Origin of the sequence: Kitasatospora sp. NPDC004799, assembly GCF_040609095.1 — a bacterium.
Lineage (GTDB): Bacteria > Actinomycetota > Actinomycetes > Streptomycetales > Streptomycetaceae > Kitasatospora.
The window spans coordinates 1-14,133 of record NZ_JBEXJK010000214.1 but is presented as its reverse complement, the minus strand read 5'-3'; the positions used below and the strand labels follow the sequence as shown (position 1 = coordinate 14,133).

General features: G+C 74.1%; 15 protein-coding genes. 8 read left to right on the top strand and 7 right to left on the bottom strand.

The features are described from left to right. Nucleotides 1–367: YcxB family protein (locus tag ABZW03_RS24680; RefSeq protein WP_355262192.1), on the top strand; the 367-nt coding region annotated here is incomplete at its 5' end. A gap of 54 nt (nt 368–421) precedes the next feature. Here ABZW03_RS24680 and ABZW03_RS24675 read toward each other — a convergent pair. After that, nucleotides 422–1,702, bottom strand: a complete 1,281-nt coding sequence (locus ABZW03_RS24675) for an MFS transporter (RefSeq protein ID WP_355262189.1) — start codon at nt 1,700–1,702, stop codon at nt 422–424. A 125-nt stretch (nt 1,703–1,827) separates the two neighbouring features. Here ABZW03_RS24675 and ABZW03_RS24670 point away from each other — a divergent pair, with 125 nt between their 5' ends. Together ABZW03_RS24670 and ABZW03_RS24665 are read left to right on the top strand one after the other, a co-directional pair. Then, entirely contained in the window at nt 1,828–2,544 is a 717-nt protein-coding gene (locus tag ABZW03_RS24670; protein ID WP_355262186.1) for a TetR/AcrR family transcriptional regulator C-terminal domain-containing protein, read from the top strand. A 9-nt stretch (nt 2,545–2,553) separates the two neighbouring features. Continuing rightward, entirely contained in the window at nt 2,554–3,066 is a 513-nt protein-coding gene (locus ABZW03_RS24665; RefSeq protein WP_355262183.1) for an isochorismatase family protein, read from the top strand. Nucleotides 3,067–3,123: 57 nt separating this feature from the next. Here ABZW03_RS24665 and murQ read toward each other — a convergent pair whose 3' ends face one another. After that, nucleotides 3,124–4,029, bottom strand: coding sequence for an N-acetylmuramic acid 6-phosphate etherase (gene murQ / locus ABZW03_RS24660; protein WP_355262180.1), 906 nt, complete (start codon nt 4,027–4,029; stop codon nt 3,124–3,126). A 117-nt stretch (nt 4,030–4,146) separates the two neighbouring features. On the opposite strand from murQ, the gene ABZW03_RS24655 reads away from it, so the two are divergent. Next, nucleotides 4,147–4,770: an endonuclease gene (locus tag ABZW03_RS24655; RefSeq protein ID WP_355262196.1), complete on the top strand. Its 624-nt coding sequence runs from the start codon at nt 4,147–4,149 to the stop codon at nt 4,768–4,770. Nucleotides 4,771–4,798: 28 nt separating this feature from the next. Here ABZW03_RS24655 and ABZW03_RS24650 read toward each other — a convergent pair whose 3' ends face one another. Then, the gene (locus ABZW03_RS24650) at nt 4,799–5,479 is read right to left on the bottom strand and encodes a DUF6445 family protein (RefSeq protein WP_355262177.1); all 681 of its coding nucleotides are present in this window, start codon (nt 5,477–5,479) and stop codon (nt 4,799–4,801) included. A 102-nt stretch (nt 5,480–5,581) separates the two neighbouring features. After that, nucleotides 5,582–6,229, bottom strand: coding sequence for a TetR/AcrR family transcriptional regulator (locus tag ABZW03_RS24645; RefSeq protein ID WP_355262175.1), 648 nt, complete (start codon nt 6,227–6,229; stop codon nt 5,582–5,584). 197 nt (nt 6,230–6,426) lie between these two features. Between ABZW03_RS24645 and ABZW03_RS24640 the strand changes: the two genes are divergently transcribed. The 3 genes from ABZW03_RS24640 (at nt 6,427) to ABZW03_RS24630 (ending at nt 9,517) form a co-directional block, all read left to right on the top strand. Next, nucleotides 6,427–7,872, top strand: coding sequence for an MDR family MFS transporter (locus ABZW03_RS24640; RefSeq protein WP_355262172.1), 1,446 nt, complete (start codon nt 6,427–6,429; stop codon nt 7,870–7,872). 36 nt (nt 7,873–7,908) lie between these two features. After that, nucleotides 7,909–8,832: a mycothiol conjugate amidase Mca gene (gene mca, locus ABZW03_RS24635; RefSeq protein WP_355262169.1), complete on the top strand. Its 924-nt coding sequence runs from the start codon at nt 7,909–7,911 to the stop codon at nt 8,830–8,832. A 136-nt stretch (nt 8,833–8,968) separates the two neighbouring features. Continuing rightward, complete coding sequence (locus ABZW03_RS24630) at nt 8,969–9,517, top strand: PaaI family thioesterase (RefSeq protein ID WP_355262166.1); 549 nt, start codon at nt 8,969–8,971, stop codon at nt 9,515–9,517. A 145-nt stretch (nt 9,518–9,662) separates the two neighbouring features. Here ABZW03_RS24630 and ABZW03_RS24625 read toward each other — a convergent pair whose 3' ends face one another. The 3 genes from ABZW03_RS24625 to ABZW03_RS24615 form a co-directional block, all read right to left on the bottom strand. Next, nucleotides 9,663–10,661: a YdcF family protein gene (locus tag ABZW03_RS24625; RefSeq protein ID WP_355262163.1), complete on the bottom strand. Its 999-nt coding sequence runs from the start codon at nt 10,659–10,661 to the stop codon at nt 9,663–9,665. Between the two features lie 73 nt (nt 10,662–10,734). Next, on the bottom strand, nt 10,735–11,697 hold the full coding sequence (gene pip / locus ABZW03_RS24620) for a prolyl aminopeptidase (protein WP_355262160.1): 963 nt from the start codon (nt 11,695–11,697) through the stop codon (nt 10,735–10,737). A 65-nt stretch (nt 11,698–11,762) separates the two neighbouring features. After that, nucleotides 11,763–12,494 carry a TetR/AcrR family transcriptional regulator gene (locus ABZW03_RS24615; protein ID WP_355262157.1) on the bottom strand — a complete coding sequence of 244 codons (732 nt, stop codon included), beginning with the start codon at nt 12,492–12,494 and terminating at the stop codon, nt 11,763–11,765. A 123-nt stretch (nt 12,495–12,617) separates the two neighbouring features. Here ABZW03_RS24615 and ABZW03_RS24610 point away from each other — a divergent pair. Beyond that, nucleotides 12,618–14,133 (top strand): MFS transporter (locus ABZW03_RS24610; protein ID WP_355262154.1); only part of this gene is annotated, 1,516 nt, incomplete at its 3' end.

Below are 14,133 nucleotides of genomic sequence, written 5' to 3'. Positions count from 1 at the left end.
CGCCGGGCTGCTCGCCGTGGTCGGCGGGGTGGCGCTGGTGCCGGCCGTGGTGCTGCCGGTGCTCGCGGTACCGGTGCTGCTCGCGCCCCGGCGGCGGGTTCGGCAGGCGATGCGGATGGTGGCGGACAAGGGCGCGTTCCGGGTCCTGCTGGACGACGACGGGGTGGTCGTCGGCAACGAGGTCTCGGTCGCCGAGTTCGGCTGGCCGGACCAGCGGTACCACCTGGAGACGCCGGGGCTGTTCCTGCTGCTCGGCGGGGACGAGGAGACGCGGGTGCTGACCATGGTGCCCAAGCGCGGGACCGAGGACGTCGGGCAGCTGCGGGAGCTGATCGAACGGCATTCGGTGGCGCTCGTCCCGGACTGACGCGGCGGTTCCGCGCGGTGGGGCGGCCGGTGCGGGGTCGGGCCGTGGGGTCCGTCACGGGGTCGGCTCGGTGCGGTGGGCCCGCTGGTCGTAGCGCCAGAGCGCGGGGATCGCGGCGGACAGCGCGGCCGAACTGCCGAGGCAGAGCAGTCCGCCGGTGCGCAGGGCCGCCCGGATGCCCTGCCGGGTGGCGAGCCCGCCGGCCCGCAGGTCGCCCAGGGCCGGCCCGGCGGAGCCGATCAGCATCTCCAACCCGGCTGCGCGGCCCCGGAGTTCGTCCGGGATGGACTGGTTCCAGATGGCGCTGCGGAAGGTGTCGCCGATCCAGTGCGCGCCGCCCGCCACGGTGAGGCAGCACAGGACGGCCCACAGGCCCGGGGCGAACGCGGCCGCGGTCGTCGCCGCGCCGACCAGGGCGGCGGAGAGCAGGACCAGCCGCCCGTGCCGGTGCACCCGCCCCGCCCACCCGCCGGTCGCGGCGGCGACCAGGCTGCCGGCCGCGCCGGCCGAGTAGAGCAGGCCGAGGGCCCAGGTGGCGTTCATGTTCGCGGCCAGGAACGGGAAGAGCGCGGTGGGCAGGGCGAAGACGGTGGCGGCGAGGTCGGCCAGGTAGGTGCCGACCAGGTCGGGCCGCCGGGCCGCGTACCGGGCGCCGTTGAGGAACTCGGTGAGCCGCGGCGCCTCGGCGTCCCGCGCGGAGGGGACCGGGCGGACCCGGGCGAGCAGGGCGATCGACAGCAGGAAGGTGCCGAGGTCGACCAGGTAGGCGGCCGGGACGCCGGCGGTGGCGATCAGCAGACCGGCCGCCGCCGGGGCGGCCACGCCGCCGATGCTCCAGCGCAGCGAGAGCAGGGCGCCCGCCGCCACCAGCTGGTCCCGGGGCACCAGTCGGGGGACCATCGCCTCGACCGAGGGCTGCTGGACGCCCTGGAGCGCCGCGGCCGCCCCGGCGGCGAGGTAGAGCGGCCAGACGGCAGGGGTGCCGAGCAGCGCGTTGGCCAGCAGCAGGGCGCTGAGCGCGGCCAGTGCGACCTCGGTGACCAGGGCGACGGTGCGACGGTCGGCCCGGTCGGCGAGGGCGCCGCCGTAGAGGCCGAACAGGACGGTGGGCACGAGTTCGACCGCCCCGACCGCGCCCACGGCCAGCGGCGAGCCGGTGAGGTCGGCGATCTGGAGCGGGATCGCCGTCATGGTGAAGATCGAGCCGAGCAGGGTGACCGTGCCGGAGGTCCAGGTCAGCCGGAAGTCCCGGGAGGACCGCCAGGGCGCGGTGTCGGGCAGCAGCCGGGACCAGGGGCGGTCCCGTCCGGAGGTCGTGTGCGGTCCGGAGGTCATGAGGGGGAATCCCTTCGCGGCCGTCGGCGTCGCGACGGCCGTCCTTATCGCTGATAAATTCCAGCTCGGGAACTTATCGGCGATAAGGTGGGGCTGGCAAGCGGATAAGCCAGGAGGTGGATCGGATGGCGCTGCAGCGCGACGAGGTGGTGCGCACGGCGTTGCGCCTGCTAAACCAGGAGGGCATCGACGGGCTGACCACTCGCCGACTCGCCCGCGAACTCGGCGTCCAGTCACCGGCGTTGTACTGGCACTTCAAGAGCAAGCGGGAACTGCTCGACCTGATGGCCGAGGCGATGCTCGCCGAGGCCCTCCCGCCCGACCGCGAGCCGGACCCGGCGCACTGGCCCGAGTGGATCGCCGCCGACGCCCGCGCCAAGCGCAGCGCCCTGCTCGCCTACCGCGACGGTGCCCGGGTGCACGCCGGGACCCTGCCCACCGAGGACGAACTTCCGGCGGTGGAAGCCCAGTTGAGCGCCCTGTGCGGGGCCGGGCTGCGCCCGCGCACGGCCCTGCGGCTGCTGCTGACCGTCGACCGGTACATCATGGGCTGGGTCACCGAGGAGCAGGCCTGGCGGCAGGACGCCGCGGACCGCGACCGGCCGCCGTTCCCGGACGAGGCGCTGCGCGAACTGCCGCTGCTGCGCGAGGCGGTGGACGTGCTGCGGATGACCGACCACGACGCCGACTTCGAGTACGGGCTGCGGGTGCTGATCGAGGGGTTCCGGGCCGAGATCGCGCGGGAGGCGGGGAACTCCCGGGCGGCGTCGGAGGGTTCGCCGGCGCCGGGACCGGGCTCCGGGGGCCGGTCCGCTGACGGCTCCCTCGGTTCCGTGGAGTAGCGTGACCGCATGGTCACCCTTGATCCCCGCAGCACGGCTCTGGTCCTGATCGACCTGATGGACCGGATCGTCGCCAACCCGCTGGCACCGCGCACCGGTTCGGAGGTGGTGGAGGCCTCCCTGGAGCTGGCCCGGGAGTTCCGGGCGGCGGGCGCGCCGGTGGTCGCGGTCCGGGTCGAGCGGCCGAACGTCGCCGAGCAGCCGCCCGGGAGCGAGCTGGTCGCGGAGGTCGCGGCGGTGGCCGACGAGGTCGTGGTGAAGCGCACCATCGGGGCCTTCCAGGGCACCGGCCTGGACGGGCTGCTGCGGGCGCGGGGCGTGGAGACCCTGGTGTTCGCGGGGATCGCCACCAACCTCGGGGTGGAGTCGAGCGCCCGGGCCGCCGGGGACCACGGGTACCGGCTGGTGTTCGTCGAGGACGCGATGGCCGCGCTCACGGCGGAGGAGCACCGGGCGTCGGTGGAACTGGACTTCCCTCGCCTCGGCGAGGTCGTCGCGGCGGCGGACGTGCGGTTGGGCTGAGCGGGCGGGCCGGCTGCGGCCGGGGGCCTGCTGCCGTCGGGAGGTCGCGCTGCGCCGCTACCGCCGGGCGAGGCGGAGGGCTTCGCGCAGCCGGCCGTCCGAGGCGGTGAGCAGGCGGGCCGCGGTGGGGGCGTCCACGTCCGCGAGCAGGGACAGGATCGCGTCCTTGGCCCGGCCGCCGGTCGCGTGCAGGGCGCGGTCGACCGCGGCCGCGTCGGCGCCGGTCGCCTCGGTGACGATCCGTCGGGCGCGGTCGCGCAGCTTGTCGTTGGTGGCGCGCAGGTCGACCATCAGATTTCCGTACGTCCGGCCGAGGCGGACCATCACGGCCGTGGACAGCAGGTTGAGCACCAGCTTCTGCGCCGTGCCCGCCTTGAGCCGGGTCGATCCGGCCAGCACCTCCGGGCCGACCTCCACCTCGATGCCCAGCTCCGCCGCGGCCGCGAGTGCCGAGCCCCGGTTGCACGCCAGGCCGACGGTCAGCGCCCCGGCCGCCCGCGCGGCGCGGACGGCGGCCAGCGGATAGGGCGTACGGCCGGAGGCGGAGACGCCGAGCAGGGTGTCGGCGGGGGTGAGGGCGAGCGCGGCCACGTCGGCCTCGGCGAGGTCGGTGCGGTCCTCGGCGCCCTCGGCGGCCGCGGTGACGGCCGAGGGCCCGCCCGCGATCAGGCCGACGACCAGGGCCGGGTCGGTGCCGAAGGTGGGCGGGCACTCGACGGCGTCCAGCACCCCGAGCCGCCCGGCCGTCCCGGCGCCGGCGTAGACCAGCCGGCCACCGCGCGCCATCCGGGCGGCGACGGCGTCGACCACGGCGGCGATCCGGTCCAGCTCCCCGGCGACGGCCGCGGGCACCGTGCGGTCCTCGGCGTTCATCAGACGGAGCAGCTCGACCGTGGGCAGCTGGTCGATCGCGGCCCAGTCGCGGCGGACCGTCTCGGTCGCGGGTACGGCGTCACGCGTCATGCGCCCGCCCCGCTCCGCTCGGCAGGGATGTGCGTCCGGATGATGCGTTCGCTCATGAGGCGAGCCTCCCCGGGTGCGAGGCGTCCGAATCCGGGCAAGCGTGGAGAGAGGGAGGTGGTGGCCGTGGAACCGACCGTTGCCGGACTGCTGGACCGGTTCGGCCGCACCTACGCGGAGGAGGCCGGGATCACGCTGAGGGACAAGCCCTCGCCGCTCTACCGGCTGCTCGTCCTGACCGTGCTGTGCTCGGTGCGGATCAGTGCCGACACCGCCACCGCGGCGGCCCGCGAACTGTCGGCCGCCGGGCTGCGGACCCCGCGGGCGATGGCCGACGCCCGGCGCGCGACGCTCATCGCGGCGCTGGGCCGGGCCCACTACGTGCGTTACGACGAGAGCACCGCCACCGCGCTCGGGCAGGGGGCCGAGCTGCTGCTCGACCGCTGGCACGGTGACCTGCGGCGGCTGCGGGAGGAGGCCGGGGGCGAATCGGAGCGGATCGGCGAGCTGCTGCGGGAGTTCCCCCGGATCGGACCGGTCGGTGCCGGGATCTTCCGGCGCGAGGCGCAGGCGGTCTGGCCCTCGTTGCGGCCGTACTTCGACGAGCGGGTGCTGGAGGAGGCCCGGACGCTCGGGCTGCCGGACGAGCCGGACGGTCTGGCGGCGCTGGTCGGGCCGGGGGACCTGGCCCGGCTGGCGGCGGCGCTGACCAGGGCGAGCCTGGCGCACGTGGGAGCCGGGTGAGCGCCGGGCCGTCGGGGCGCGGTGCGGGTCAGGCCATCCAGAAGAAGACCGCCGTCATCCGCCGCTCGGCCAGCTCGGTGCCGTAGTAGCCGGTGGCGCTGTGGATCAGGTTGGCGTGGTAGAGGAGCAGTTGGTTGTAGCGGTTGGGGACGCGGACGTCCTCCGTGAAGTGGTCGGCCGGGACGCGGCGGGTGCCGAGCGCCTCGACCAGGTTGTTGTGCGGGGCGTCGACCAGGTTGCCGCCGAGGCGGCCGCCGGGGAACTGCTGGCGGTAGAAGCTGGTGCCGGCGTCCTTGGGGGCGCCGGGGCTGAGGTAGAGCACCGCGGCGTAGCGGCAGAGCGCGCGGGAGTCGGTGTGCGGGCGGGACTCGGACTCCCCGGCGCCGACGACCTGGACGCAGTTGTGGTTGAGCGTGCCGCCGCCCGGGGTGCTCTGCACCCAGAGCCGGGAGGCGCCGGTGGCCTTGCGCACCAGCGACTCGACCCGGGCCAGCTCCGCGGGTTCCAGGCCCGGCATCGTGCGCAGCCCGGGCCAGGTCTCGGGGCGGCGCGGGTAGCCCTCGGTCCAGTCCCCGCGGGCCAGGCAGCGCTCCCGGACGGCGTCCGGGTCGGGCAGCACGTTGTCCAGGACCCAGTAGTCCCGGCCCCGGGTGGGTTTGCGGTAGGGCAGGACCGGCAGGGCGGTGGGCCTGATGGGTTGCGAGGGCATGGGCCGACCATAGAGGCGGTGATCGTCAACCTTCTGCCGTGAGCAGGTCAACCTTTCGTCAAGGGGGCCTTGACCTGGGCGCATCGTCCGGGCCCCGCCCTCTCAGGCCTCCCGTACCGCGAAGCCTCCCAGGGCGCCCTCCAGGCGGTCGTACGCCCGGACCGCCGACGGGCGGACGGCGGTGGCGATCTCCGCGTGCTCCTCGCCGGCCAGGGTGCGGCGGAACACCTCGGTGAACACCGCCCGGTCGACGGCGGCGAGCAGCGCGGCGGCGACCCGGCACTCGAAGCCGACCGGTGTCTCGTGCACCGCCGCGGCCAGCGCCTCGGCGAGTGCCGTCTCGCTCTGCTCGTGCACCTCGCGCAGCCGGGCGGTCAGCGCGGGGCTGTCGACGACGGTGCGGGCGAAGGCCGGGCCGGAGAAGCCGAGCCGGGCGTCGTGCCGGTCGAGCCCGGCGAGGCAGTCGCGGCGCAGCGCGGCGAGCGCGGACTCGCCCGGCGCGCGCCCGGCGACGGCTCCGGCGAGCCGGCCGACGAGCTCCTCGTGCAGGTCGAAGAAGAGGTCCTCCTTGCGCGGGAAGTGGTTGGTGACGGTCATCTTGGCGACGCCCGCGGCGGCCGCCACCTCGGCGATGGTCGTGCGGTCGAAGCCCTGCTCGATGAAGAGCCTGGTCGCGGCGTGCGAGATCGCCTCGCGGGTGCGGCGCTTGTTGAGCTCGCGCAGGCTCGGCGCGGTTCCGGTCTCGGTCATGCCCGGGAGCCTAGCGCAGGCCGGTGGGTCGAGCACAGTAATTAGGTTTGACCTAATCGCTGGGTCGGGTCTAAGTTCTTCTCGGGCGGCCGGAGCGGCTGCCCGGGTGAGCGTCCGAGAGTGGGCCGAGCGAGCGGCGGAGTGACCGCGCGCGGGCTCGGGGGGCGACTCGCTCGACGACGACCAGGGGAGGGCGCATGACGACATCCGTCACCGCGAAGGGCGGTCCGGGAGGAGTCCGGGAGGGCGAGCCGGAGCCGATTCCAGCGGGCCTGTGGAAGATGGGCGCGGTGCTCGCGTTAGGGCCGGTGCTCGCGCTGCTGGACAGCACGATCGTCAACGTCGGCATCGACTCGGTCGGCCGCGACCTGCACGGGTCGATCGCGCAGGTGCAGTGGATCGCCACGGGGTACCTGCTGGCGATCTCGCTGACCATGCCGCTCTCGGGCTGGGCGGCCGGCCGCTTCGGCGGGCGGCGGGCGTGGCTCGCCTCGGTCGTCCTGTTCGTGCTCGGATCGGCGCTGTGCGGCCTGGCCTGGTCGACGGGCAGTCTGATCGCCTTCCGGGTGCTGCAGGGGATCGGCGGCGGGATGATTCAACCGCTCGGCCAGGCGATCATCATACAAGCGGCTGGGCCCTCCAGGGTCGGGCGGGTGATGGGCACGCTGATGCTTCCGATCAGCCTGGCCCCGGTCCTGGGGCCGATCCTCGGCGGGCTGGTGCTGGAGCACTTCGACTGGCGCTGGATGTTCCTGCTGAACGTGCCGGTCGGGCTGGTGATCCTGCTGCTCGCCGCCCGCTGGCTGCCGGCTGACGGAGCGTCGGACGCCCCGAAGCCCCGGCTGGACGTGACCGGGCTGGTGCTGCTCTCACCCGGCCTGACCGGGCTGGTCTACGGGCTCTCGACGATCGGTGACGGCGCGACGGCCGGCCGGGCCGCGCTCGCGGCGGGTGCGGTGCTGCTGTCGGCCTACGGGTGGCACGCGCTGCGGATGGGGCGCGAGGCCGGCCGGGCGCCGCTGATCGACCTGCGGCTGTTCGCCCGGCGCGGCTTCGCCGTGGCGACGGCGAACAGCTTCCTCCAGGGCGCCGCGCTCTACAGCTCGATGTTCCTGGTGCCGCTCTACTACCAGCAGGTGGAGCACGCCGGGGCGGTGGAGGCCGGTCTGCTGCTGGCGCCGCAGGCCCTCGGTACGGCGGTCACCGCCATGCTGGCCGCCCGGATCACCGACCGCCTCGCGCCGCGTCCGCTGATCATGATCGGTATCGCCTGTTCGCTGGTCGGCACGCTCGCCTTCACCCGGTTGGGCAGCGGCTCCGGGCCGGCCGACTGGCTGATCGCCGGCTCGCTGGCGCTGCGCGGCGCGGGCATGGGGTTCATCGCGATACCCGGCCTGGCCGCGGTGTACGGGAGCGTCGAGAAGGCCCAGGTGCCGGCGGCGGCGGGCGCGGTCAACGTGCTCAACCGGCTCGGCGGGGCGCTCGGCACGGCGGTGCTGACCCTGACGCTCCAGCAGGCGCTGGGCGGGCACCCGGACCACCCGGGTGCGGCCTTCGGCGAGACCTTCTGGTGGGTGCTGGCCCTGTCGGCGCTCGCCATCGCTCCGGCGCTGCTCTACCCGAACACCCGCACGTCCGGCTGACCGCCGCTCGGCTCCCGAACACCCCAGGAGGTACCCGTGTCCGACCGTCACCCCGGTCTTCGCCTGCTCAGCGTGCACGCGCATCCCGACGACGAGTCCAGCAAGGGCGCGGCCACCCTCGCCCGGTACGCGGCCGAGGGCGTGGACGTCCTGGTCGCCACCTGCACCGGCGGCGAGCGCGGCTCGGTGCTCAACCCGGCCATGGACCGGCCCGAGGTCCGGGCCGACCTCGCCCGGGTCCGGCGGGAGGAGATGGCGGCCGCCCGGGAGATCCTCGGCGTCCGCCAGCGCTTCCTCGGCTTCGTCGACTCCGGGCTGCCCGGGCCGGACGAGCCGCTCCCGGAGGGGTGCTTCGCCGGCCGGCCGGTGGAGCTCGCGGCGGAGCCGCTGGTCGCGCTGATCCGGGAGTTCCGCCCGCAGGTGGTGATCACCTACGACGAGACCGGAGGCTACCCGCACCCGGACCACGTGATGACCCACCGGGTCACCGTGGCGGCCGTCGACGCCGCCGCCGACCCGCAGCGCCACCCCGGGCTGGGCGAGGCCTGGCAGGTGTCCAAGCTCTACTACCACCTGGCGCTCTCCAGGGCCTGGTTCCAGGCCCTGCACGAGGCCATGACGGAGCGGGGCCTCCCCTCGGAGATGGGCGAGCTGCTCGCCGGCTGGCCCGACACCCCGCCCGCCCTGGCCACCACCACCCGGATCGCGTGCGCCGAGCAGTTCGCGGTACGGGACGCGGCGCTGCTGGCGCACGCCACCCAGGTCCAGCCGGGCGTGGCCTTCATGGCCCACCCGCGGGACCTCGAGCGCGAGGTCTGGCCGACCGAGGACTACCACCTGGCCCGGAGCCTGGTGCCGGGGGCCGGCGCGGAGGGCGGGGCGGTCGGGGCGGGCGGCATCGAGACCGACCTGTTCGCCGGGCTCCGGACGGAGGTGGGGGCAGGGGCGGGGGCGGGGTGAGCCCCGCGATCGGCGGGGCGGTGCGGGCCGGCGGCGGGGCCGGCGCGGCGTCGCCCGGTGGCGGCCGCCGGAATCCTTACCCGCCCCATGCCGAAAGGGACTTGAGACGAACGATCGGAAAGGGCAGGTTGATCCCATGACCACCGATGAGACCGCCACCGACGACCGGCAGCCCACGAACGGCCCGGAGCGGCGCACCCGGACCCACACCTGGACGCCCGGCGCGCCGATCAGCGAGTACGCCCACCTGACCGGAGAGGAGATCCTGCTGGAGTGGGTCGCCGGGCGGATCCCGGAGCCCTCGATCTGCAGCACCATGGACTTCCACCTGACCGAGGTGAAGCCGGGGACGGCGGTGTTCGAGGGTGTGCCCGGCGACCACCTCTACAACCCGATGAACACCGTGCACGGCGGCTACCTCGCCACCCTGCTCGACTCGGCGCTCGGCTGCGCGGTGATGAGCAGGCTGCCGGCCGGGGTGGGCTACACCACCACCCAGCTCAACGTCCACATGCTGCGCCCGCTCTTCGCCGACTCCGGGACGCTGCGCTGCGAGGGCGTGGTGCTGCACCTGGGCCGGACGATGGCGACCGCCGAGGCGAGGGTGGTGGGCGTGGAGAACGGCAAGCTCTACGCGCACGCCACCACCACCTGCGCGATCCTGGCCCCCCGCCAGGGAGCCTGACACGCCGGGCAGTACGGCCCGCTCGACGGCCAGCTCGACGGTCCGACCGCCCCGGCGGGCTTGCCGGGAGGCCCGCCGTACCCGTACCGGAAACGGTCGGGCCCCGGTCGCGTCGGCGACCGGGGCCCGGACCGGGCGGAGCGGCTCAGAGGGCCACGAGCACGCCGCAGAGGGCGATGAAGCCGCAGATCCCGAAGTTGACCAGCTTGTGCGAGAGGAAGATCGCGGCGAACTCGCGGATGGTCGCGCTCGGCCAGTAGTAGCGGGCGGTGGGCGAGCCGAAGACGTGGCCGTTGACGCCGGTCTCGCGGGCGAGCAGGGCGGCCCGGAAGGCGTGGAAGTTGTTGGTGACGACGACGCAGCGGTAGCCGGGCTTGGCCTGCTCCATGATGGCCTTGCTGAAGAGCAGGTTCTCCTCGGTGGTCCGCGAGCGGTCCTCCCGCTCGATGTGCTCCTCGGGGAAGCCCTGCTCGACCAGGTAGTCGGCCATCGCGTGGGACTCCGGCAGCTTCTCGTCCGGCCCCTGGCCGCCCGAGGTGATGAGCACCGGCGGGTTGCCGCGGGCGGCCTGCTTCTCGTACACCTCGCGGCCCCGGTTCAGTCGGCTGGCCAGGAGCGGCGGGACGCGCTCGCCGCCGATCAGCCCGGAGCCGAGCACGACGACGAAGTCCACGTCCTGGCGCGGCCGGTGGCGGCCGTACAGGAAGGCGTAGCCGACGAAGCAGGTGAACAGGAAGGAGACGTAGCCGACCACCAGCACCGCGGTGCCCGCGAGGGCGGCCAGTTGCCGGGACTGGAAGACGAGGGCCGTGAACAGCAGCCCGATGACGCCGAGGATGCCCAGCCCGGCGAGCAGCGACAGCAGGTTGGCCGGCCGCCTGCCCTCCTTGCGGATCATCGTCATGCCGTTGGCGAGCAGGAACCAGATCAGGGCCCCCGTACCGAAGGCGGGGAGCAGGACGATGAGTGCCGCGGCGAGCGTGACCACCACGCTGGGCGCCTTGCGGAGTTCGGCGAGCAGGGCGAGCGAGAGGAGGGAGACGGCGATGCCGAGCAGGACGGCGTTGCTGAACTGGCGGCGGTCGCGTAGTACCCCGATTCCGAACAACAGGAAGAACAGGGCGGCTGGGGCATAGGCGATCATGCGTCGTATGGTAGGCCTTCCTCGGTCCGGACCATTCGTACGAACGGCCCGACCGCCCTGGGCTCCTGGCCCGTCAGGCGAAGCGCTCGATCGCGGCCAGCACCGCGTCCCGCATCCGCGGGCTTCCGGTGTGCCCGGCTTCGTCGACGACCGTCAGTCGTGCGTCCGGCCAGGCCCTGGCCAGCTGCCAGGCGGTGTCGACCGGTCCGCCGAGGTCCAGCCGGCCGTGGATCAGCTCGCCGGGGATCCCGGCCAGCCGCCCGGCGTCGCGCAGCAGTTGGCCGTCGGGGAGGAAGGCCTGGTGGGAGAAGTAGTGCGCGGTGATCCGGGTGAAGGTCATCAGCGCGTCGGAGGGGCGGTCGGTGTACGCGTTCGGCTTGCCCAGCGTCTCGTGCGAGATGACCGCGTCCTCCCAGGTGGCCCAGGCGTTGGCGGCGGCCCGGCGGACGGACTCGTCGGTGCTGTTGAGCAGCCGGCTGTAGGCGGCGAGCAGTTCGAAGGTGTCCCCGTCGCGGTCGGCGGGCGGAAGGAAGTCGCGGAACTCCTCCCAGGGGCCGGGCAGGAAGCGGCCCACACCCCGGTAGAGCCAGTCGGTCTCCTCGGGACGGGTCATGGTGACCCCGCAGATCACGATCGCGGAGACCCGCTCCGGGTGGGCCTGGGCGTACGCGAGGATCAGCGTGGAGCCCCACGAGCCGCCGTACAGCAGCCACTTGTCGATGCCGAGGTGCTCGCGCAGCCGCTCCATGTCGGCGATCAGGTGCGCGGTGGTGTTGTGCTCCAGGCTGGTCGACGGGTCGGCGGCGGGCGGTTCGCTGAGCCCGCAGCCGCGTTGGTCGAACTGGACGAGGTGGTAGCGCTCCGGGTCGAAGTACCGCCGGGAGCCCGGGCTGTGGCCGGAGCCGGGCCCGCCGTGCACCACCACGGCCGGCGTGCCCGCCGGGTTGCCGGAGGCGTTCCAGTGAATCCGCTGTCCGTCGCCGACGTCCAACAGGCCCTGCGCGTACGGTTCGTAGAGGGGGTACAGCTCGGTCATCGGTGACTCCTCCGCGGTCGGACGGGTGGGTCCGGCGAGCCTATCCCGGTGTCGGACGACGCTGTTCAGCCCGCCGGTGGGAGCAGGGCCGCGAGGCCGTCGAGGATGCGCTGAACGCCGAAGTCGAAGCGGGCGTCCATGGTCGGCTCGGTGAGGTCGTCGGCGAGGTCGACCAGGTTGGGGAAGGTCTCGACGGGCAGGGCGCGGAACAGGTCACCGGCGGCGTCCGCGATGTCCCGGCGGCTGGTGCCGAGGACCTCGGAGGCGGAGATCGGCGACTGCTCCTGGAGCACGAAGCCCTGGACGAAGGCGCCCAGCAGGTAGTTGGCCATGGCGGCGTCGGCGTCGGAGAAGCCGGCCGCGCGGAGCCGGTCCAGCTGGTCCTCCATCAGCCCGAGCAGGTTCGGCCCGGGGGCGAGCCGGCCCGCCACGACCTTGGCCGCGTCCCGGTTGTCGAGCAGCAGGCGCCGGTAGCGCCAGCAGTACGCGTGGAACTGTTCGCGCCAGTCGCCCTCGCGCGGCGGGGGCTCGGCGGAGCCCATCACCGCGTCGGTGAGCAGGTCGAGCAGCTCCTGCTTGTTGCGGACGTGCCAGTACAGCGAGGCCGCCTTGACGCCGACCTCGGCGGCGACCTTGCGCATGGACAGCCCGGCCAGGCCGTCCCGCTCCAGGACGCGCAGGGCGGCCTGGGCGAGGGCCTCCCTGGTCAGGGCCGGGGCCGCTTCGTCGGGACCGGGCGTACTGGGTGCTCCGGGCGTTGCGGGCGTTGCGGGCGTTCCGATGGGGTTCTGCGGCATGGCGGGGCGGACGCCTCCGATGGTGTGGCGGATTTCCGTTTGCAATCTAACACCGTTAGGTGCCATCGTGGCTGCCGCGCCACTCCCTAACACTGTTAGGGGCTCATGATCTGGAGGGGAACCATGGAGGAGTCGAGCGCCCGCCACCGGCGGCTCGCGCTGCTCGCGCTCTGCGTCACCATGTTCATGTCCATGCTGGACAACGTCATCGTCAACAACGCCCTGCCCCGCATCGGCCGGGACCTGGACGCCGGGATCAGCGGCCTGCAATGGGTCGCCGAGGGCTACAGCCTGGTCTACGCGGCCTTCGTGCTGACCGGCGGCGCGCTCGGCGACCGGTACGGCCGCACCCGGGTGTTCCGCCTCGGCCTCGCCCTCTTCACCCTCGGTTCGGCCCTGGCCGCGCTCGCCGGGTCGATCGGCGTGCTGGTCGGCGCCCGGATGCTCCAGGGTGTCGGGGCCGCGCTGCTCACCCCCGGCAGCCTCACCCTGCTGCGCCACGTCTTCACCGACGAGCAGGAGCGGGCCAAGGCCATCGGCACCTGGTCCGGCGTCTCCGCGCTCGGCCTCTCCGTCGGCCCGGTGGTCGGCGGCCCGATGGTCGAACACCTCGGCTGGGCCAGCGTGTTCTGGATCAACGTGCCGATCGGCATCGCCGGCCTGCTGCTCGCCTTCCGGGTGCTCCCGGACATCCCGCCGCGGGCCCGCCGGATCGACCTCGGCGGCCTCGCCCTGTCCGCCCCCGGGCTCGGCCTGCTGGTCTACGCGCTGATCGAGGGCCCCTCCCGGGGCTGGACCGACGCCCGGGTGCTCGGCTGCGGCGCCGCGGCCGTCGTGCTGCTGCTCGCTTTCCTGGTGCTCGAACTGCGCCTCGCCGAACCGATGCTGGAACTGCGGCTGTTCCGCGACGGGATGCTGGGCGGCGCGCTGCTCAGCGGGTTCATGGTCAGCTTCGGGATGTTCGGCGCGTCGTTCTTCCTGCCGCTGATGATGCAGGGCACCCTCGGGTGGTCCCCGGCCTCGGCGGGCTACGCCGGGCTGCCGATGACCGCGATGCTGGTGGTCGCCGCTCCGCTCTCCGGCCGGCTGACCGCCCGCCACGGTCCGCGGCTGCCGCTGGTGATCGGACTCGTCCTCTGCGCGGCCGGGCTGGGCGGCCTCTCGCTGTACGGCGACCACGCCCGCTTCCTCGAGTACCTGTGGACGCTGGTCGCGATGGGCTTCGGCATGGGTCTGACCTTCACCCCGGTGTCGATCGGGGTCATGCAGCGGGTCGCCCCGGCGCAGGCCGGGATGGCCTCGGCGGCGATCAACACCCTGCGCGAACTCGGCGGCGTGCTCGGGATCGCCGTGCTGGGCGCCGTCCTGACCAACCGGCTGACCGACTCCCTGACGGCCGCCCTGCACCGGCTCGGCGTCCCGCCGGACGCCGTCGGCCCGATCGCGGACGCGCCCACCGGCGCGGTGCACGGCGGTGCCGGCGCGGCGGCCCTGCCCGGTCCGCTCCAGGAGGCCGTGGACGGCGCCTTCATCGACGGCATCCACCTGGCCGTGCTGTGCGGGGCGGCTTCAGCGCCCGGTGACCGTGCCCGCCCACCCCCTTCGGAGAGGGAATCTGATGACCGTACGCACTCCTGCC

Coding starts and splice junctions, on each gene's coding strand:
- ABZW03_RS24675 (WP_355262189.1), bottom strand. CDS start 1,702: ATGACCTCCGGACCGCACACGACCTCCGGACGGGACCGCCCCTGGTCC.
- ABZW03_RS24670 (WP_355262186.1), top strand. CDS start 1,828: ATGGCGCTGCAGCGCGACGAGGTGGTGCGCACGGCGTTGCGCCTGCTA.
- ABZW03_RS24665 (WP_355262183.1), top strand. CDS start 2,554: ATGGTCACCCTTGATCCCCGCAGCACGGCTCTGGTCCTGATCGACCTG.
- murQ (WP_355262180.1), bottom strand. CDS start 4,029: ATGACGCGTGACGCCGTACCCGCGACCGAGACGGTCCGCCGCGACTGG.
- ABZW03_RS24650 (WP_355262177.1), bottom strand. CDS start 5,479: ATGCCCTCGCAACCCATCAGGCCCACCGCCCTGCCGGTCCTGCCCTAC.
- ABZW03_RS24645 (WP_355262175.1), bottom strand. CDS start 6,229: ATGACCGAGACCGGAACCGCGCCGAGCCTGCGCGAGCTCAACAAGCGC.
- ABZW03_RS24640 (WP_355262172.1), top strand. CDS start 6,427: ATGACGACATCCGTCACCGCGAAGGGCGGTCCGGGAGGAGTCCGGGAG.
- ABZW03_RS24630 (WP_355262166.1), top strand. CDS start 8,969: ATGACCACCGATGAGACCGCCACCGACGACCGGCAGCCCACGAACGGC.
- ABZW03_RS24625 (WP_355262163.1), bottom strand. CDS start 10,661: ATGATCGCCTATGCCCCAGCCGCCCTGTTCTTCCTGTTGTTCGGAATC.
- pip (WP_355262160.1), bottom strand. CDS start 11,697: ATGACCGAGCTGTACCCCCTCTACGAACCGTACGCGCAGGGCCTGTTG.
- ABZW03_RS24615 (WP_355262157.1), bottom strand. CDS start 12,494: ATGCCGCAGAACCCCATCGGAACGCCCGCAACGCCCGCAACGCCCGGA.